Below are 16,795 nucleotides of genomic sequence, written 5' to 3' on the forward strand. Positions count from 1 at the left end.
GCTAAGGTTTCGCAAGGGAAAACCCCTGAAAACCTAAGTGATCGCGTTCCTAGAATGCTGGCAGATTGCTTGCAATGGCAGGCAGTTGGATTTGTTCCGCATTCATTTCAACGAGGAGCGCCTTCAATGGATCGTCGATCACTTATCAAGAACGCAGGCATCGCCGGCGTGCTGGCCGCGGGCATCGCGCCCGCCGTTCACGCGCAGGCCGCCATTCGCTGGCGCCTGGCTTCCAGTTTCCCGAAATCGCTGGACACGATCTTCGGCGCGGCCGACGTGTTCGCCGACAAGATCAAGAAGATGTCCGGCGGCAAGTTCGAGGTCTCCACGCACGCGGCCGGCGAGCTGATGCCCGCACTGGGCGTGGTGGACGGCGTGCAGCAGGGCACCGTGGAAGTCGCGCACACCGCGCCCTACTACTTCTTCGGCAAGGACGAGTGCTTCGCGCTGGGCTGCGCCATCCCCTTCGGCCTGAACAGCCGCCAGATGACCGCGTGGATGTACGACGGCAACGGCCTCAAGCTGATGCGTGAGTTCTACGCCAAGTACAACATCGTGAACTTCCCCGGCGGCAACACGGGCGCGCAGATGGGCGGCTGGTTCCGCAAGGAGATCAAGTCGGTCGCCGACCTCAAGGGCCTGAAGTTCCGCATCGGCGGCTTCGGCGGCAAGGTGCTCAGCCCCCTGGGCGCGGTGCCGCAGAACATCCCCGGCGGCGAGATCTACCAGGCGCTGGAGAAGGGCACGATCGATGCGGCCGAGTGGGTGGGTCCGTACGACGACCAGAAGCTGGGGTTCAACAAGGTCGCCCCGTTCTACTACTATCCCGGCTGGTGGGAAGGCGGCCCGCAGCTGGACTTCCTGATCAACCAGAAGGCGTACGAAGCGCTGTCCCCGGAGAACAAGGCCATCGTCGAGACGGCCGCGTCCGAAGCGCACGTCGTGATGCAGGCGCGCTATGACGCGCGCAACCCGAAGGCGCTGAAGGAGCTGGTGGGCGCCGGCACCAAGCTGCGTCCCTTCCCGAACGACGTGATGTCGGCCGCCTTCAAGTCGGCGATGCAGATCTACAGCGACCTGAGCACGAAGAACGAGAGCTGGAAGAAGATCTACGCGGACTACGCCAAGTTCCGCGCCGACCAGAACCTGTGGTTCCGCTTCACGGAAATGGGCTTCGACCGCTTCATGCAGTCGCAGAAGCTGTAAGCCCTAAGCGCTTCACACGAAAGGCCGCCTTCGGGCGGCCTTTTCATTTTCCTGACGACCACTCCTTCGCGTCAGTGGCCTGAAAGCATGGGTGCAAATGCAACCGCCATCATGCCCGCGCCATACAACCACTACGAAGGAGATAAGCATGGATCGTCGTTCCCTGATCCGCGGTGCCGGCATCGCGGGCGTGCTCGCCGCGGGCGTCGCCCCTGCCGTGCACGCGCAAGCCGCCATTCGCTGGCGCCTGGCCTCCAGCTTTCCGAAGTCGCTCGACACGATCTACGGCGGCGCCGAGGTGTTCGCGCAGAAGGTGAAGCAGCTGTCGGGCGGCAAGTTCGACATCAGCGTGCATGCGGCCGGCGAGCTGATGCCCGCCTTCGGCGTGGTCGACGGCGTGCAGAACGGCACCGTGGAGGCGGCGCACACGGCGCCCTATTACTTCTTCGGCAAGGACGAGACCTTCGCGATCGGCGGGGCGATTCCCTTCGGCCTGAACAGCCGCCAGATGAGCGCGTGGACCTTCGACGGCAACGGCCTGAAGCTGATGCGCGAGTTCTACGCCAAGTACAACATCATCCATTTCCCCTGCGGCAACACCGGTGCGCAGATGGGCGGCTGGTTCCGCAAGGAGATCAAGTCGGTCAATGACCTCAAGGGCCTGAAGTTCCGCATCGGCGGCTTCGCCGGCAAGGTGCTCGAGCGGCTCGGCGGCGTGCCGCAGAACATTCCCGGCGGCGAGATCTACCAGTCGCTCGAGAAGGGCACGATCGACGCGGCCGAATGGATCGGGCCGTACGACGACCAGAAGCTCGGCTTCAACAAGGTCGCGCCGTACTACTACTACCCCGGCTGGTGGGAAGGCGGCCTGCAGCTGGACCTCTACATCAACAACAAGGCCTACAACGCGCTCAATGACGAGCAGAAGGCCATCGTCGAAACGGCCAGCGCGTTCGCCCACGTCGAGATGCAGGCGAAGTACGATGTGAAGAACCCGGGCGCGCTCAAGCAGCTCGTCGGCACGGGCGCCAAGCTGCGCCCTTTCCCGGCGGACCTCATGGCCGCAGCGTTCAAGCAGTCGATGGCCCTGTACGAGGAGCTCTCGGCGAAAAACGAGAACTGGAAGAAGGTCTACGCCGACTACGCCAAATTCCGCTCCGACCAGAACCTGTGGTTCCGCTTCACCGAGGCGACCTTCGATCGCTTCATGCAGTCCCAGAAGCTCTGATCACGCTCACCAGGAGACAAGCTCATGGATCGCAGATCCCTCATCAAGAATGCCGGCATCGCCGGCGTGCTCGCGGCGGGCATCGCGCCGGCGGTGCATGCGCAAGCGGCGATCCGCTGGCGCCTCGCATCGAGCTTCCCGAAATCGCTGGACACCCTGTTCGGCGGCGCGGAGACCTTCGCGAAGTCCGTGCGCGCGATGTCCGGCGGCAAGTTCGAGATTTCCACGCATGCGGCCGGCGAGCTGATGCCCGCGCTCGGCGTGGTCGACGCCGTGCAGAACGCCACTGTGGAGATCTGCCAGACGGCGCCGTACTACTTCTACGGCAAGGACGAAACGTTCTCGCTGGGCTGCGCGATTCCCTTCGGCCTGAACAGCCGGCAGATGAACGCGTGGATGTACGAGGGCAACGGCCTGAAGCTGATGCGCGAGTTCTACGCCAAGTACAACATCTACAACCTGCCGGGCGGCAACACCGGCGCGCAGATGGGCGGCTGGTTCCGCAAGGAGATCAAGAGCCTCAAGGACATGAAGGGCCTGAAGTTCCGCATTGCCGGCTTCGCGGGCAAGGTGATGGAGCGCCTGGGCGCGGTGCCGCAGAACATCCCCGGCGGCGAGATCTACACCGCCCTCGAGAAGGGCACGATCGACGCGGCCGAATGGGTGGGCCCGTACGACGACCAGAAGCTCGGCTTCGCGAAGGTCGCGCCGTACTACTACTACCCGGGTTTCTGGGAAGGATCCGCGCAGCTCGATTTCTTCATCAACACGAAGGCCTGGGAGTCGCTGTCGGCCGAGAACAAGGCCATCGTGGAAGCTGCCGCGGCGCAGGCCATGCTGGACATCCAGGCCAAGTACGACGCGCGCAACCCGATCGCGCTGAAGCAACTGGTGGGCGGCGGCGCCAAGCTGCGCCCGTTCTCCGCGGACATGATGAACGAGGCGTTCAAGGCCTCGATGGCGATCTACCAGGAAACTTCGGCGAAGAACGCGGGCTTCAAGAAGATCTATGACGATCTGGCGAAGTTCCGCGCCGACGAGAACCTGTGGTTCCGCTTCACCGAAGCGACCTTCGACCGCTTCATGCAGGCGCAGAAGCTCTGATCGCGGCCAGCGTGGCCAGGCACTGCGCCTGCCACGCGAATTCGGGTTCGAACGAATCGCGATCGGCCGCGGCGCCGTACCCGCCCTGGCCATACACGGCGGCGTACGCGGCGTACTCCGCGGCCTGCCGTGCCTTGCCGGCCAACGCGTTCGCGACGGCGTAGCTCGCCGACACCGCGGCATGCCCGCAGCCATCGATCGAGCGCGAGCCCGGGTGGTGGTTGGCCAGCGCCGCGGCGTGCGTCGCGAACGGTTCCAGTTGTTGGCGCGTCAGGCGGCCGTCGAGGTAACGGCCGAGTGCATCCAGGCACTCGATGACCTGTGCGTCTTCCAGCAGATGCCGCACGCGCGCGACGCATGCGAAGGCAAAGCGAAAGCGCAGCTGCTCGTTGCCCGGCGCGTCCAGGTCGAGCTCGCCAGAGAGGCGGTCGAGGGCGTCGTTCATCGGTGGCGTTGAAACCCGTCAGCGCGTGCCGCCGGGCACGGAGAAATCCAGCTGGTCGACGCTCGCGGCGCCGTTCTTGCGGCCCGGGTAGTTGAGCCACGTCATCGCGAGATTCAGGTCGGTGACCATGCCGCGCGCTTCGATCAGCGACCCGTCGTTCAGCTCGATGCTGGCCGTCGTGTGTGCGTCCCTGACGAGGGTCAGGTCGTAGCCGCGGTCCAGGGATCCGTATGCCGTCGCGCGGATGCACCAGTTGGTCATTGCGCCCGCCAGGACGATGTGCGTCACACCCAGGCGCGCGAGCTCCGCCTCGAGTTGCGTCTCCTCGAAGGACGATTCGTAGCGCTTGTGGATGCGCACGTCGCCGTCGGCCGGCACGAGTTCGGGCACGATTTGCCACTGCGGCGAACCTCGGGGCATTTCGTCATCCTCGTGCTGGACCCAGATGACGGGCACGGATTGCTCGCGCGACCGTTCGACGGCGCGCGCGACGTTCGCGATCACGCGCGGGGCGTCCCAGGTACGTGCCATGACGCCCGCCTGCACGTCGACGACGACGAGCGCGGGTCGGTTGCCGGGGCGGATGGTGCTCATGGCCGCAATCGTACGACGGTCACGTGGCATCCTGGCGAGCGTAGCTCACGGTCAGGATCTCCCAGACGTGGTCGTCCGGCTGGCTCCAGTAGACGTGCCGTCCGCCGCCATGGTGATTGACCCGCATGTCGACCGGACCGCCCGGCGTGCTCCGGTACCCGAATCCGCGCGCACGGATACGCCCCAGGATCTCATCGAACTGCTGCTCCGAAACGCGAAAGCAGTAGTGAAGCGTCGGCAGCTCGCCTTCGGCCTGGTCGAAGTCCAGCGTCAGGCCGTCGTTGACGAACACCGGGCAGAACGGGCCCACGCCGGTTTCGGACCAGGGCACCCCGAGGAGGAAAGCCAGCAACTGCGCGGCCGTCCTTTTGTCGTGCGAAGGAACGATGAGGTGGTCGAGCTCGATGGCCATGAAGCGAAGTCAGCTGGTGCGCGGCACGGGGGCGCGGTACATGAACTGCAGCACCTCAGTCCCCAGGCAGCAGGTCCGGGTTGAACGCCACTTCCCACAGGTGGCCGTCCGGGTCCCGGAAATATCCCGCGTAGCCGCCGTAGAACGTGGGCTGCGGGCTTTTGACGATGGTGGCGCCCGCGCGCTGCGCCTGCTGCATCGCGGCATCGACCTCCTCGCGGGTCGCGACGTTGTGGGCGAGCGCGAAGTCCGTCGTGGCGCGCGCGGACAGCGGCAGGCCGGAGTCAAGGGCCAGGCTGCGGCGCGGCCACAGCGCCAGCCGCAGGCCATTCGCGAGGTCGAAGAAGGCGACGGCGCCGTTCTCGAACTGCTCGCCGACGATGCCTTGCGTCGGCCAGCCCAGGCCGTCGCGGTAGAAGGCGAGGGCGCGCGGCAGGTCGTCGACGCCCAGGGTGATCAAGGTGATGCGCGGCTTCATGGTCGTCGCTTCGGGTCGCGAAACGGTCCGTCCATCGTAGCCATGCCCGGAACCCTGTCGTGCCCCTGCAAATTCCTGTTGCACTGTCGGGGCGCAGCTCGCAGAATGCCTTCGAGGGAGTGCGAGCAAGAAGAGCGGCTGGCCGGCAGTGCGGCCCGCCAGAGGAGTCGATGATGCTTAACTGGATCAAACGGCAGCTCGGAATGACGCCTCCGCGCAAGCAGGAAGCGCCGGTGCGCAGGCGCCGCTCGACGGCATCGCCATCGGCGGGACCGGGCGGACCTTTGCCGCTGCCGGAGGTGGTGGCGGAAGGCAATTCGCAGGTCGACTGGAGCGTCTGGGAGGATTCCGTGTCCACCCTCGACAGCCAGCTGGGAGACCTGCCGCGTGCGCAGCGGGTCTATGAGCGCGAAAGCGACAGCCGCTTCACCCGGCCAGGCTCGCTCCACGAGGCCGACGTGTTCGGCAACGTCACCAAGAACCACGACTAGCCGCGCATCACTCCTTCACGGAGCCCGTCATGCCGGCCACGTAGTACTCGACGAAGAAGGAATACACGATGGCCACGGGGATGGAGCCCAGCAGTGCGCCGGCCATCAGCGATCCCCAGTGGTACACGTCGCCTTCGACGAGTTCGGTCACCACGCCGATCGGGATGGTCTTGATCTCGCTCGAGCTGACGAAGGTGAGCGCATAGATGAACTCGTTCCACGAGAGCGTGAAAGCGAAGATGCCGGCGCTGATCAGGCCCGGCACGGCGAGCGGCAGCACGATGCGCGTGAGGATCTGCCAGCGCGTCGCGCCGTCGATCAGCGCGCACTCCTCCAGCTCGTGTGGGATGCTGCGGAAGTAGCCCATCAGCAGCCACGTGCTGAACGGGATGAGGAAGGTGGGGTAGGTGAGGATGAGCGCGAGGCGCGTGTCGAACAGGCCGAGCTGGAACACCACCGACGCGAGCGGGATGAACAGGATCGAGGGCGGCACCAGGTACGCCAGGAAGATCGCCAGCCCGACATGCTTCGCGCCGGAAAAGCGCAGGCGCTCGATCGCATACGCGGCGAACACCGAGGCGGCGAGCGACGCGAAGGTCGAGACCACCGACACCAGGAGCGTGTTCCACATCCACTGCGGGTAGCTGGTTTCGAAGAGCAGTTTCCTGATGTGATCCAGCGTGGGCGCGTGCACCCAGAAAGGGTTGCCTTCGCGTGACAGCAATTCGTTGTTGGGTTTGAACGACGTCACCGTCATCCAGTAGAAGGGGAAGAGCAGCACGAAAACGAACACCGCGAGCGGCAGGTAGGTCGTCACCGCCTTGCGCATCGGGGATTCGAGGTAGCTCATGCCCTCGATGTGGGAGAGGTTCGGGTTCGACATCAGTCCTTCCCGCCCTGCTGCCACGCGCGCCGCTGCAGGCCGAAGTAGCTGAACATGATCGCGGCCAGCAGGAAAGGCACCATCGCGATGGAAATCGCCGCGCCTTCGCCCAGGGCGCCGCCGGGAATCGCGCGCTGGAACGACAGCGTCGCCATCAGGTGCGTGGCGTTGAGCGGGCCGCCGCGCGTGAGCACGTAGATCAGCTGGAAGTCGGTGAACGTGAAGAGCACCGAGAACGTCATGACCACCGCGATGATCGGCGTGAGCAGCGGCAGCGTCACGTAGCGGAACTGCTGCCAGGGCGTCGCGCCGTCGATCGCGGAGGCTTCGTAATAGCTCGGCGAGATCGTCTGCAGGCCGGCCAACAGCGTGATCGCCACGAACGGCACGCCACGCCACACGTTGGCGGCGATGGTCGACAGGCGCGCGTTCCACGGCACGCCGAGGAAATCGATGTACTCGTGGATCAGGCCCATCTTCATCAGCGCCCAGCTCACGATGGAGAACTGCGAGTCGTAGATCCACCAGAACGCGATCGCCGACAGGGCCGTGGGCACGATGTAGGGCAGCAGGATCACGGCCCGGAAGAAGGTCTTGAACCGGATGTTGCGGTTCAGGATCAGCGCGAGCCACAGGCCCAGCCCGAATTTCAGGATGCTCGCGACGACGGTGTAGAAGAGCGTGTTGAAGAGCGCGAGCCGCGTGACTTCGTCGCCCCAGAGGAACTCGTAGTTCTCCAGGCCTATCCATTCGCCCCCGCGCCCGACCTTGGCGTCGGTGAAACCGAGCCAGACGCCCAGGCCGAGCGGATAGGTGAGGAACAGCAGCAGCAGCACCGCCGCGGGCAGCATGAACAGCAAGCCCAGGGCGTTGCGGCTGTTCTGGAGCCGCTCGAGCAAGATCAGACCTTGTAGTAGCGTTCGGCGCGTTTCTGCGCCCGCTCCATGGCTTCCTGCGGCGACTTCGATCCGCTGATCGCCTCGGCCACCATGTCGACGACGATGAAGTCCGCACCCGCCCCGGCGCTCGCGTAACCGAGCTTGCCGGCGTAGCCCGTCGGTCGCATGTTCTTCGTTGCGTCGCGGTAGGGCGTGTTCTTCGGGTCGGCCGTCCAGACGGCGACCTTCTCGTACGCGGCGAGCGGCTGCGAGATGTAGCCGCCGCACGCCGTGAGCCACGGGTCGAACTGCTCCTGCTCCATCATGAAGCGCAGGAACTCCTTGGCCGCCTGCGGGTACTTGGTGTACTTCATGATCATCTGGTTGAGGAACAGGTGCGACTCGGTGGGCTGGCCCACCGGCCCGACCGGGAAGGTGGAGTGGTTGATGTCGCTCGCGAGCGCCTTCACCTTCTCGTCCTGGGCATTCTTCGCGGCGTAGTAGATCGAGATGCCGTTGTTCGTGCAGCTGATCTGGCCGTCGAGGAAGGCCTTGTTGTTGCTCGGGTCCAGCCACGACAGCGTGCCGGGGATGAAGGTCGCATAGAGCTGCTTGCCGTACTCCAGGCCTTTCAGCGTCTCGGGGCTGTTGACCACGACCTTGTTGTTCTGGTCGACCAGCTTGCCGCCGTGCGACCACATCAGCCAGTTGCACCACAGGCCGTCCCCGGTGGCGTGGCCCAGAGCGAAGCCGACCGGCGTGCCTTTCGCGTGCAGCGCCTGGCACATCTTGAGGAACCCGTCGGTGTCCTTCGGGAAGGCATCGAAGCCCGCGGCCTTCAGCATGCTCTGGCGATAGACCATCATCGAGCCCGCGCACCCCAGGCCCAGCGCGATCCACTTCTTGCCGTCGGGCCGCACATAGGACTTCACCGAGTCGTACCAGCCGCCGTACTTCCTGCCGAGGTACTCGGCAAGGTCGGTCACGTCCAGGAGCTTGTCCGGATAGAGGTTCGCGTCGTCGTTGGTCGACAGGATGATGTCCGGCCCCGCGCCGGTGTTGGCGGCCACCGCGGCCTTCGGGCGCACGTCTTCCCAGTTCTCGTTGTCGACGCGCACCTCGATGCCCGTCTTCGCGGTGAACGCAGCGACGTTCTTCATGTACTGGTCGATGTCGCCCTGCACGAAACGGCTCCAGCGCAGCACGCGCAACTTGGCGCCCTTCTCCGGCTTGAACGACACGTTCTGCGCGTGCACGGCCGGGGCGAACACGGCGGCGCTGCCGCCCAGCGTGGCGGCGGCCGCCACGCCGGCGGAGCCTTCGAGGAACTTGCGGCGGTTGAAATCGCTCATGGCTGTCTCCTTTTCAAAGAATGCGCTGGCCCGTTTGCGCATCGAACAGGTGGGCACGCGAAAGGTCCGGCATCAGGTGCAGGCGCGTGCCGGGCGCGAAGTCGTAGCGTTCGCGGAACACCGCCGCGATGTCCTGGCCTTCATGGCGGCAGGCGATGAAGGTGTCCATGCCGGTGGGTTCCATCACGACCACCTGGGCGGGGATGCCGCCCTCGTTCCCGAGGGTGAGGTGCTCCGGCCGCGTGCCGAACACGACCGGCTGGCCGTCGGCGGCGGACGAGGGCGGCGCGGGCAGGCGCGCGCCGCCCTTCAGCTCCACGTACGCGGCGCCGTTCGCGCGCCGCACGGTGCCCGGCAGGAAATTCATCGCGGGCGAGCCGATGAAGCCGGCGACGAACTGGTTCGCGGGATGGTCGTACAGCTCGAGCGGGCTGCCCGTCTGCTCGATGCGCCCGTCGCGCATGACGACGATCTGGTCGCCCATCGTCATGGCCTCGATCTGGTCGTGCGTGACGTAGATCGAGGTGGTCTTCAGCCGCTGGTGCAGTTCCTTGATTTCGCTGCGCATCGCGACACGCAGCTTGGCGTCGAGGTTCGAGAGGGGCTCGTCGAACAGGAACACCTGCGGGTCGCGCACGATCGCCCGGCCCATCGCGACGCGCTGGCGCTGCCCGCCCGAGAGCTGGCGCGGAAAGCGGTCGAGGTAATCGCCCAGTGCGAGGATCTCGGCGGCGCGCTCGACCTTCTGCTGGATGGCCGCCTTGTCCATCTTCGCGAGCTGCAGCGAGAAGGCCATGTTGTCGCGCACCGTCATGTGCGGGTACAGCGCGTAGTTCTGGAACACCATCGCGATGTCGCGTGCCTTGGGCGGCATGTCGTTCACGACCTTGCCGCCGATGCGGATCTCGCCGCCCGTGATGTGCTCCAGCCCGGCGATCATGCGCAGGAGCGTGGACTTGCCGCAGCCCGAAGGCCCGACGAGCACGGTGAACGAGCCGTCGGGGATCTCGATGTCCACGCCGTGCAGGACCGGCGTTTCGCCGAAGGCCTTCCGGACCGAATGAATGGTGACGCTGGCCATGGTGCGGGTGCAGTGTCGCGAGGCCCGCAACCAGGGGGCATCAGGTCTTACCACTAGACCAAAAGAAAAAGGGGCCCGAAGGCCCCTTTCGCATCGTTGGCGTGCTTACTTATTTCTTGGGTTTGAACAGCTCGTCCAGCTTCTTTTGCTCCTCGTCGGCCGAGGGCTCCTGCGGCGGCGGCGCCAGCGACTCCAGGCCGCTCGCGGCGCCCGCCGGCGGCTGCGCCTGCTGGTCGATCCCCTGCTCCTGCTGCTGTTCCATCTGGATGTCCTTGTTCATCTGCTGCTGGACTTTCTCCAGGTCGATCTTCTCGGCCTTGTCCAGGCCGCCGGAAACGATCCCGGGGAAGGCGATGATCAGGCCCACCATGACGATCTGGATCAGCACGAAGGGCACGGCGCCCCAGTAGATCTGCATCGTGGTCACCGGCGCGAGCACCTTCTTGGTGATGCGGTCGGTGTATTCCTTCATCGGCGCGACGCTGCGCAGGTAGAACAGCGCGAAGCCGAAGGGCGGGTGCATGAAAGAGGTCTGCATGTTCACGCCCAGCAGCACGCCGAACCAGATCAGGTCGACACCCAGCTTGTCGGCCACGGGCCCGATCAGCGGCACCACGATGAAGGACAGCTCGAAGAAGTCGAGGAAGAAGGCCAGGAAGAAGATCAGCAGGTTCACCACGATCAGGAAGCCCGTCTGTCCCCCCGGCAGGCTGGTGAGCAGGTGCTCCACCCACTTCTGGCCGTCCACGCCCTGGAACACCAGGCTGAAGAACGTGGAGCCGATCAGGATGAACACCACGAAGCACGAGAGCTTGGTCGTCGTGTTCAGCGCCTGCTTGAGCAGCCCGAACGACAGGCGCTTGCGGGCGGTGGCCATCACCAGCGCGCCGATCGCGCCCATGGCGCCGCCTTCGGTCGGCGTCGCGATGCCCAGGAAGATCGTGCCCAGAACCAGGAAGATGAGCAGCAGCGGCGGGATCAGCACGAAGGTCACGCGCTCGGCGATGCGCGAGAGCAGGTTCATGCGCGCGATCTTGTTGATCACCGCGATCACGAACGCGAAGATCACGCCCAGCGCCATCGAGACGACGATGGTTTCGTCGGTCGGTGCGGTGGTCGTGGCACCGTTGGTCCACCAGGCGACCACGTGGTCGTAGTTCTCCGCGAACACCACGGCCAGGGCGACCGACAGCACCGTGAGTACCAGCAGCGAGGGCAGGCCGCTCTTGCCGTTGTCCTCGCGGATGGTGCGCGCCTCCAGCGGCAGCGCCGGCACCCAGCTCGGCTTGAAGATGGCCACGCCGATGATGTACACGGCGTAGAAGCCCGTGAGCATGAAGCCGGGGATGAACGCGCCCTTGTACATGTCGCCGACGCTGCGGCCCAACTGGTCGGCCAGCACGATCAGCACCAGGGACGGCGGGATGATCTGCGCCAGCGTGCCCGAGGCCGCGATGACCCCGGACGCGACGCGCCGGTCATAACCGTAGCGCAGCATGATGGGCAGCGAGATCAGGCCCATCGAGATCACCGAAGCCGCGACCACGCCGGTGGTCGCCGCGAGCAGCGCACCGACGAAGATCACCGCGAAGGCGAGGCCGCCGCGCACCGGGCCGAACAGCTGGCCGATGGTGTCCAGCAGGTCTTCGGCCATGCCGCTTCGCTCCAGGATCAGGCCCATGAGCGTGAAGAACGGCACCGCGAGCAGCGTGTCGTTCTGCATGATGCCGAAGATGCGCAGCGGCAGCGCCTGCAGCAGTGCCTCGGGCAGGACGCCGAGCTCGATGCCGATCAGGCCGAAGAACAGGCCGCAGGCGCCGAGGCTGAACGCCACCGGGAAGCCCATCAGCATGAAGACGATCAGCCCCATGAACATGATGGGGGCGAGATTGTGGGCAATGAAGTCCATCGTGTGTCTCCGCCCTCAGGCCTTGCGGTTGGCGGCCGCTTTGGCGGCCTTTTCTTTTTCTTCGGCGAGGCGGGCGATCTCCTCGGCGAGTTCCTCTTCGGCGGACTTGCCCACCTTTTTGGACGTCGGGTCCTCGATCAGGCCCTGCAGGTACGCGAGGCGCTTGATCAGTTCCGACCAGCCTTGCAGCAGCAGCAGCGCGAAGCCCAGCGGCATCATCAGGAACACGGGCCACCGGATCAGCCCGCCGGCGTTGGACGACATCTCGCCCGAGTGGAAGCCTTGCAGGAACCACGGGATGCCGAACGCCAGCACCGCCACGCACATCGGCGTGAGGAAGACGACGAAGCCGAACACGTCGATCCACATCTGCCAGCGCTTGGGCAGGCGGTGGTAGATCACGTCGATCTTCACGTGCTCGCCGTTGAGCAGCGTATAGCCCGCAGCCAGCAGGAACGCCCCGGCGAACAGGTACCACTGCACTTCGAGGAAGGCGTTGGAGCTGTAGTTGAAAGCCTTGCGGACCGCGGCGTTGACGCCGCTGATCAGGGTGGAGGCGAAGATGAGCCAGATGACGTAGCGGCCCACGTGCTCGCTGAGCCAGTCGACCGCCCGTGAAAATGCCAGAAGCGCGCGCATGGAGTCTCCGTATGAAGTGCCGCTCTACCGGTCGCGGCGAGGGCTTGTAGTAAGGAAATTCTATTGTTGACCATAAATTGCAAGCTGACATCTTTTTGACGGGCCCCCGCGCCACCGCCTATCGAAAACCCGCAACACCTCATGAGGACCGTGGTCGCGCCCTAGTCATAATGGGTTATGGCCGCTGTCTTCCCGCCCGACACGGGTGCGTCCACCGATGCGGCTGCCATGCGCCGCGCGGGCCGCGAGCTGCTGTCGCTGGCCCTGATGGATGTGCGCAACCACACCTTGCAGCTGCTCTCGATGTTCGAGAAGGCGCAGGCCGACGGGCTGGCCATCCCGTGCACGGAGGACGTCGAACTGCCGCTCTGGCTGGCCGGGCATGTCGCTTGGCTGTCCGAATACTGGATTGGCCGCAACCCGCAACGCGCGCTCGGCAGCCACTGTCCGCCCGACGCGATGCGGCTCGCCTCGATCGACCCGATGGCCGACCAGTGCTTCGATCCCGCGCTGGTGCCGCACGCGCAGCGCTGGCGCATCGGCTTGCCGACGGTGGAGGCCGTGCGCGCCTTCCTGCTCGAGACGCTGGAGAGCACCTTGGAGCTGCTCGAGAAAACGCCCGACGAGGACGATCCGCTGTATTTCTATCGCGCCGCGCTGTTCCACGAGGAGCTGCGCCACGAGCAGCTCCTGGAGATCGCGCAGACCGTGGGCATGCCGCTCGCGATGGAGCTGCCCATGGGGATGCAGCCGCGCGACGCGGTGCTCGTGCCCGCCGGCGCGTGGAGACTCGGCACCCCGCCGGGAGGCTTCGTGTTCGGCATCGAGAAGTGGGCGCACGAAGTGGAGGTGCCCGAATTCGAGATCGACGCGCAGCCGGTCAATTGGTCCCAGTACATCGAGTTCGTCGACGAGGGGGGCTACGACCGCGAGGAGCTGTGGCATCCCGAAGGCTGGCGGTGGCTGCAGAAGCAGGCGGCGCTGGAAGGCCGGCGCGGGCCGCGCCACGTCGAGCAGATCGGCTCGGCGGGCGGTGCGGCGCGACAGACGCTCTTCGGCAAGGCCACGCGCATGGCCGGCAGCCAGAGCGTGATGCACGTGAGCTGGTGGGAGGCCGAGGCTTACGCCCGCTGGGCGGGGCGCAGGCTGCCGACCGAAGTCGAATGGGAGAAGGCCGCGCACGCCGCATCCCGCCAGGGCTTGCGCTGGGGTGACGTGCGCGAGTGGACCGCCGGCACGCTGCGCCCCTGGCCCGGCTTCGCCGAGGACGGGTGGACGCGCGGCACCGACCTCCAGGCCACGCCGCATTTCGGCCTGGCTCGCGTGCAACGCGGTGCGTCGTTCGCGACGCCCGCACGGCTGGTCGATGCGAAGCTGCGCCGCTTCGCGCCGCCGCACCGCGACGACGGCTTCGTGGGCTTCAGGACCTGCGCGTTCTAGGCAACTAGTCGACTTCGCCGCCGAACCGCTTGACCAGGTTCGCGATGTACTTGTCGACGAGCTTCTCGAATTCGCCCTCGACGACCGGCTGCACGACGACCTTCATCAGGCCCGGAAAGGGCAGGTTGATCTCGCCTTCGATCTTCAGCTCGATGTGCGTGGACTTCCTGTCGTCGCGAACCTTCCAGTGGCCGCCGACGAGCGCGTTGCCGACGCCCTTCACGGGCGCCCAGGCGACGAGGCCTTTGGCCTTGTCGCTCCTGTACTTGCTCGCGTAGACGGTCTGGATGCCGACCTCCTTCGTGCCGACCCGCTCCATCTCCCACTTGTAGACGCCGTCGCCCAGGTCCGTGAGCTGGTCCACCTTCGGAAAGTGCGACACCGATGTGGGCACATCCGAGAGGACGGCGAAGACGTCGTCGAACTTCGCCTTGACGGCGAATTCGTAGCCCAGGTCGATCTTGACGGTGACGGCCATCGCGAGCTCCTCCTTGTTGTCGGGTGGCCCATTCTGCCACCCGGTCACGCGCGGATCAGGCCCTGACCGGCGTGCAGCCGGCGACGCGCTCCACACCTGCGACCGCGACACCGATCGCGGTATCCACGGCGATCGTCGCGCCGTCGGTGGACAGCTGCAGGGCGCGCGCCCAGTAGCGGCCGAAGACATCTTTCGCGTGCCTTGCGTTCTTGCGTGTCTCGGCATCGAGCTGGGGCCTGGCCTGCGCGAATGCGGCTTCCCAGTGCTCGTGCGCGACCTGCGCGATGCGTTCGCCGCCTTCGCGGTACAGCGCGATGGCGCGGTGCGCGGCTTCGCCGAACTGGCCGAGTGCGGCGGTGGCGGCGTTGGTGAATTGCTGCTTGGTCATGGTGGTTTCCTTCATGGCTGAGGCGATTCTGTCGGGTTGGGTTAGTGGCGGCGACCTAGTCTTCTAGAGCGGCCGTTCTAGCCCATCGCCTACCAGAAAAGCCGTGTTCCGGTGCAAAGCAGAAAAAGGCCAGCCGTGCTACCGTGCGGGCCAGTAAAGAGCGACACCGATTCCACGAAGAGACATGAGCCAGCTGCCGGCCCGACTTGCCCACCTTTCGCCCGAGCGGCTGAAGGGAATCCGCCGCGGCATCGAGAAGGAAAGCCTGCGCGCGACGCCCGACGGCAGCCTCGCGATGACGCCACACCCGAAGGCGCTCGGCTCCGCGCTCACGCATCCGCACATCACGACGGATTACAGCGAAGCGCAGCTGGAGCTGATCACCGGCGTGCATGCCACGCCCGAGACCTGCCTGGAGGAACTGATGCACATCCATCAGTTCACTTATCGCGCGCTCGGCGACGAGATCCTGTGGGTCTCGAGCATGCCCTGCAACCTGCCAGCCGACGAGAACATCCCGGTCGGGCGGTATGGCTCGTCCAACGTCGGCCGTGCCAAGAGCGTGTACCGCATGGGCCTCGCGCATCGCTATGGCAGGCGCATGCAGACCATCTCGGGCATCCACTACAACTGGTCGATGCCTGGCGTGACGAGCGAGCAGTACTTCGCGCTCATCCGCAATTTCCGCCGGCACGCGTTCCTCCTGCTGTACCTGTTCGGCGCGTCGCCCGCCGTCTGCAAGAGCTTCGTCGCGGGCCGGCAGCATTCGCTGCAGCAGCTGAACGACGGGACGATGTACATGCCGTACGGCACGTCGCTGCGCATGGGTCGGCTGGGCTACCAGAGCGAAGCGCAGGCGAGCCTCGCGGTGAGCTACAACGGCCTGGAAGGTTACGCGGCTTCGCTGCATGAAGCGCTGACGAAGCCGTACCCCGCCTACGAGGCGATCGGCATCATGAACCCGGGCGGCGAATACAACCAGCTCGCCACCAGCCTGCTGCAGATCGAGAACGAGTTCTACGGCACGATCCGGCCCAAGCGCGTGATCCGCCCCGGCGAGCGTCCCCTGCATGCGCTGCGCGAACGCGGCGTCGAATACGTCGAGGTCCGCCTGCTGGACCTGAACCCGTTCGTGCCGGTGGGCATCACGCAGCAGAACGTGCGCCTGCTCGACATCTTCCTGCTGCACTGCCTGCTGTCGGAAAGTCCGCCCGACACGCCGGCGGAGATCGCAGCGCTCGGCCGCAACCAGCACAAGGCGGCCGCGTATGGCCGCGAGCCGGGCCTGAAGCTCGAACGCGGCGGCCACGAGGTCACGCTCGTCGAATGGGGCGCGGAGCTGCTCGATGCGTTCCGTCCGGTCGCCGAGCGGCTCGATGCGACGCACGGCACCAGCGATTACAGCGACGCCTTGCGCGCTGCCCAGGCCGTCATCGACCAGCCCGACCTGCTGCCTTCGGCGCGCGTGCTCGACGTGATGTCGCGCGACCACGGCAATTCATTCACCGCGTTCACCCGCGCGCAATCGCAGCAGACGAAGGCGAAGCTGCTGGGGCTGCCGTTCCCCGCCGCGCTACAGGCGAAGCTCGAGGCGCTCACCGAACAATCGATGCGCGACCAGAAGGCGATCGAGGACGCCGACACGATGCCGTTCGAGGCGTACCGGCAGCAGTACATCTCGCCGGAGCGGCTCGGGCTCACCAAGGCCGCCATCGCGCCCGCCCTGGCCGCGGTCTAGTAACAAATCGCGACGTTCTCCGGAAAGCGCCGGTCAACAGTAAAGTCCGGG

The 16,795-nt window shown here is 65.8% G+C and carries 18 protein-coding genes; 6 read left to right on the top strand and 12 right to left on the bottom strand.

Annotated elements, in window-relative coordinates; genetic code table 11:
• Nucleotides 1-126: 126 nt before the first annotated feature.
• The 3 genes from AC3EF3_RS05785 (at nucleotide 127) to AC3EF3_RS05795 (ending at nucleotide 3,538) form a co-directional block, all read left to right on the top strand.
• Nucleotides 127-1,206, top strand: coding sequence for a TRAP transporter substrate-binding protein (locus AC3EF3_RS05785; protein WP_488531203.1), 1,080 nt, complete (start codon nucleotides 127-129; stop codon nucleotides 1,204-1,206).
• 148 nt (nucleotides 1,207-1,354) lie between these two features.
• Nucleotides 1,355-2,434, top strand: coding sequence for a TRAP transporter substrate-binding protein (locus AC3EF3_RS05790; protein ID WP_488531204.1), 1,080 nt, complete (start codon nucleotides 1,355-1,357; stop codon nucleotides 2,432-2,434).
• Between the two features lie 24 nt (nucleotides 2,435-2,458).
• Nucleotides 2,459-3,538 (top strand): TRAP transporter substrate-binding protein, encoded by a 1,080-nt coding sequence (locus tag AC3EF3_RS05795; protein WP_488531205.1) that lies wholly within the window; start codon nucleotides 2,459-2,461, stop codon nucleotides 3,536-3,538.
• Here AC3EF3_RS05795 and AC3EF3_RS05800 read toward each other — a convergent pair.
• From AC3EF3_RS05800 to AC3EF3_RS05815, 4 genes are read right to left on the bottom strand one after another with little or no spacing between them, the layout of a single operon-like run.
• Entirely contained in the window at nucleotides 3,516-3,983 is a 468-nt protein-coding gene (locus AC3EF3_RS05800) for a hypothetical protein (protein ID WP_488531206.1), read from the bottom strand. The two genes, AC3EF3_RS05795 and AC3EF3_RS05800, sit on opposite strands and share 23 nt — an antisense overlap.
• An 18-nt stretch (nucleotides 3,984-4,001) precedes the next feature.
• On the bottom strand, nucleotides 4,002-4,577 hold the full coding sequence (locus AC3EF3_RS05805; protein ID WP_488531207.1) for a cysteine hydrolase family protein: 576 nt from the start codon (nucleotides 4,575-4,577) through the stop codon (nucleotides 4,002-4,004).
• Between the two features lie 19 nt (nucleotides 4,578-4,596).
• The gene (locus AC3EF3_RS05810) at nucleotides 4,597-4,989 is read right to left on the bottom strand and encodes a VOC family protein (protein ID WP_488531208.1); all 393 of its coding nucleotides are present in this window, start codon (nucleotides 4,987-4,989) and stop codon (nucleotides 4,597-4,599) included.
• A 55-nt stretch (nucleotides 4,990-5,044) separates the two neighbouring features.
• A complete protein-coding gene (locus AC3EF3_RS05815; RefSeq protein ID WP_488531209.1) occupies nucleotides 5,045-5,467 on the bottom strand; it encodes a VOC family protein in 423 nt (140 codons plus the stop codon).
• A gap of 203 nt (nucleotides 5,468-5,670) precedes the next feature.
• On the opposite strand from AC3EF3_RS05815, the gene AC3EF3_RS05820 reads away from it, so the two are divergent.
• Nucleotides 5,671-5,958 (top strand): hypothetical protein, encoded by a 288-nt coding sequence (locus AC3EF3_RS05820; RefSeq protein ID WP_488531210.1) that lies wholly within the window; start codon nucleotides 5,671-5,673, stop codon nucleotides 5,956-5,958.
• Between the two features lie 7 nt (nucleotides 5,959-5,965).
• On the opposite strand, the gene AC3EF3_RS05825 is transcribed toward AC3EF3_RS05820, so the two are convergent.
• The 6 genes from AC3EF3_RS05825 to AC3EF3_RS05850 all read right to left on the bottom strand — a co-directional run bounded on the left by AC3EF3_RS05825 (nucleotide 5,966) and on the right by AC3EF3_RS05850 (nucleotide 12,700).
• A complete protein-coding gene (locus AC3EF3_RS05825) occupies nucleotides 5,966-6,808 on the bottom strand; it encodes a carbohydrate ABC transporter permease (RefSeq protein ID WP_488533741.1) in 843 nt (280 codons plus the stop codon).
• Nucleotides 6,809-6,840: 32 nt separating this feature from the next.
• The gene (locus AC3EF3_RS05830; RefSeq protein ID WP_488531211.1) at nucleotides 6,841-7,740 is read right to left on the bottom strand and encodes a carbohydrate ABC transporter permease; all 900 of its coding nucleotides are present in this window, start codon (nucleotides 7,738-7,740) and stop codon (nucleotides 6,841-6,843) included.
• A gap of 2 nt (nucleotides 7,741-7,742) precedes the next feature.
• Complete coding sequence (locus AC3EF3_RS05835) at nucleotides 7,743-9,071, bottom strand: ABC transporter substrate-binding protein (protein ID WP_488531212.1); 1,329 nt, start codon at nucleotides 9,069-9,071, stop codon at nucleotides 7,743-7,745.
• A 13-nt stretch (nucleotides 9,072-9,084) separates the two neighbouring features.
• Entirely contained in the window at nucleotides 9,085-10,152 is a 1,068-nt protein-coding gene (locus tag AC3EF3_RS05840; RefSeq protein WP_488531213.1) for an ABC transporter ATP-binding protein, read from the bottom strand.
• Between the two features lie 109 nt (nucleotides 10,153-10,261).
• Nucleotides 10,262-12,061 carry a TRAP transporter large permease gene (locus AC3EF3_RS05845; RefSeq protein ID WP_488531214.1) on the bottom strand — a complete coding sequence of 600 codons (1,800 nt, stop codon included), beginning with the start codon at nucleotides 12,059-12,061 and terminating at the stop codon, nucleotides 10,262-10,264.
• Nucleotides 12,062-12,076: 15 nt separating this feature from the next.
• Nucleotides 12,077-12,700: a TRAP transporter small permease subunit gene (locus tag AC3EF3_RS05850; protein ID WP_488531215.1), complete on the bottom strand. Its 624-nt coding sequence runs from the start codon at nucleotides 12,698-12,700 to the stop codon at nucleotides 12,077-12,079.
• 177 nt (nucleotides 12,701-12,877) lie between these two features.
• Between AC3EF3_RS05850 and AC3EF3_RS05855 the strand changes: the two genes are divergently transcribed.
• The gene (locus AC3EF3_RS05855; protein WP_488531216.1) at nucleotides 12,878-14,140 is read left to right on the top strand and encodes an SUMF1/EgtB/PvdO family nonheme iron enzyme; all 1,263 of its coding nucleotides are present in this window, start codon (nucleotides 12,878-12,880) and stop codon (nucleotides 14,138-14,140) included.
• A 4-nt stretch (nucleotides 14,141-14,144) separates the two neighbouring features.
• Here the strand turns inward: AC3EF3_RS05855 and AC3EF3_RS05860 are convergent, their stop codons facing one another.
• Nucleotides 14,145-14,618 carry an SRPBCC family protein gene (locus AC3EF3_RS05860; RefSeq protein ID WP_488531217.1) on the bottom strand — a complete coding sequence of 158 codons (474 nt, stop codon included), beginning with the start codon at nucleotides 14,616-14,618 and terminating at the stop codon, nucleotides 14,145-14,147.
• A gap of 55 nt (nucleotides 14,619-14,673) precedes the next feature.
• Entirely contained in the window at nucleotides 14,674-15,021 is a 348-nt protein-coding gene (locus AC3EF3_RS05865) for a hypothetical protein (RefSeq protein WP_488531218.1), read from the bottom strand.
• 169 nt (nucleotides 15,022-15,190) lie between these two features.
• On the opposite strand from AC3EF3_RS05865, the gene gshA reads away from it, so the two are divergent.
• Complete coding sequence (gshA, locus tag AC3EF3_RS05870; protein WP_488531219.1) at nucleotides 15,191-16,744, top strand: glutamate--cysteine ligase; 1,554 nt, start codon at nucleotides 15,191-15,193, stop codon at nucleotides 16,742-16,744.
• Nucleotides 16,745-16,795 lie beyond the last annotated feature (51 nt).

This window comes from Ramlibacter sp. GS1-15, from assembly GCF_057785015.1.

Coding starts and splice junctions, on each gene's coding strand:
- AC3EF3_RS05805 (WP_488531207.1), bottom strand. CDS start 4,577: ATGAGCACCATCCGCCCCGGCAACCGACCCGCGCTCGTCGTCGTCGAC.
- AC3EF3_RS05785 (WP_488531203.1), top strand. CDS start 127: ATGGATCGTCGATCACTTATCAAGAACGCAGGCATCGCCGGCGTGCTG.
- AC3EF3_RS05800 (WP_488531206.1), bottom strand. CDS start 3,983: ATGAACGACGCCCTCGACCGCCTCTCTGGCGAGCTCGACCTGGACGCG.
- AC3EF3_RS05860 (WP_488531217.1), bottom strand. CDS start 14,618: ATGGCCGTCACCGTCAAGATCGACCTGGGCTACGAATTCGCCGTCAAG.
- AC3EF3_RS05810 (WP_488531208.1), bottom strand. CDS start 4,989: ATGGCCATCGAGCTCGACCACCTCATCGTTCCTTCGCACGACAAAAGG.
- AC3EF3_RS05820 (WP_488531210.1), top strand. CDS start 5,671: ATGACGCCTCCGCGCAAGCAGGAAGCGCCGGTGCGCAGGCGCCGCTCG.
- AC3EF3_RS05790 (WP_488531204.1), top strand. CDS start 1,355: ATGGATCGTCGTTCCCTGATCCGCGGTGCCGGCATCGCGGGCGTGCTC.
- AC3EF3_RS05825 (WP_488533741.1), bottom strand. CDS start 6,808: ATGAGCTACCTCGAATCCCCGATGCGCAAGGCGGTGACGACCTACCTG.
- AC3EF3_RS05845 (WP_488531214.1), bottom strand. CDS start 12,061: ATGGACTTCATTGCCCACAATCTCGCCCCCATCATGTTCATGGGGCTG.
- AC3EF3_RS05815 (WP_488531209.1), bottom strand. CDS start 5,467: ATGAAGCCGCGCATCACCTTGATCACCCTGGGCGTCGACGACCTGCCG.
- gshA (WP_488531219.1), top strand. CDS start 15,191: ATGAGCCAGCTGCCGGCCCGACTTGCCCACCTTTCGCCCGAGCGGCTG.
- AC3EF3_RS05840 (WP_488531213.1), bottom strand. CDS start 10,152: ATGGCCAGCGTCACCATTCATTCGGTCCGGAAGGCCTTCGGCGAAACG.
- AC3EF3_RS05855 (WP_488531216.1), top strand. CDS start 12,878: ATGGCCGCTGTCTTCCCGCCCGACACGGGTGCGTCCACCGATGCGGCT.
- AC3EF3_RS05795 (WP_488531205.1), top strand. CDS start 2,459: ATGGATCGCAGATCCCTCATCAAGAATGCCGGCATCGCCGGCGTGCTC.
- AC3EF3_RS05865 (WP_488531218.1), bottom strand. CDS start 15,021: ATGAAGGAAACCACCATGACCAAGCAGCAATTCACCAACGCCGCCACC.
- AC3EF3_RS05835 (WP_488531212.1), bottom strand. CDS start 9,071: ATGAGCGATTTCAACCGCCGCAAGTTCCTCGAAGGCTCCGCCGGCGTG.
- AC3EF3_RS05850 (WP_488531215.1), bottom strand. CDS start 12,700: ATGCGCGCGCTTCTGGCATTTTCACGGGCGGTCGACTGGCTCAGCGAG.